This is a genomic window from Borrelia persica No12 (assembly GCF_000500045.1).
GTDB classification, from domain to species: domain Bacteria; phylum Spirochaetota; class Spirochaetia; order Borreliales; family Borreliaceae; genus Borrelia; species Borrelia persica.
In genome coordinates, this window is the sequence record NZ_AYOT01000081.1 from 1 (window position 1) to 302 (window position 302).

Consider the following 302-nt stretch of genomic DNA (forward strand, 5'->3'; position numbering starts at 1 on the left):
AAACAAAAGAATCCAAGCAAAATAAGTAAAATAGGACGTAAAATACCTGGTATTAGAAAACATGAATGTTTTAAGTTCAATAGCAAAGATGATTTTAGTAAACAAAGAGAAGCTTTAACCCGAGTTGGTGCAAGTGAAGTTGGGAGCATATTTATTGGCGAAGAAAGTTTGAATGAATTTATAATAACAAAAGTACTTAAATTGTTAGACAGAGAAGTGCCATTTAAAGACAGTTTAAGTATGAGAAAAGGTAAAGTATTAGAGAATTTCTTATTTGATGAATTTATTCGGGAACATGGAGA

General features: G+C 29.8%; 1 pseudogene. It reads left to right on the plus strand.

The features are described 5' to 3' along the window. A pseudogene (locus U881_RS12575) lies at window positions 1-302 on the plus strand (DUF244 domain-containing protein); the annotation flags it as partial.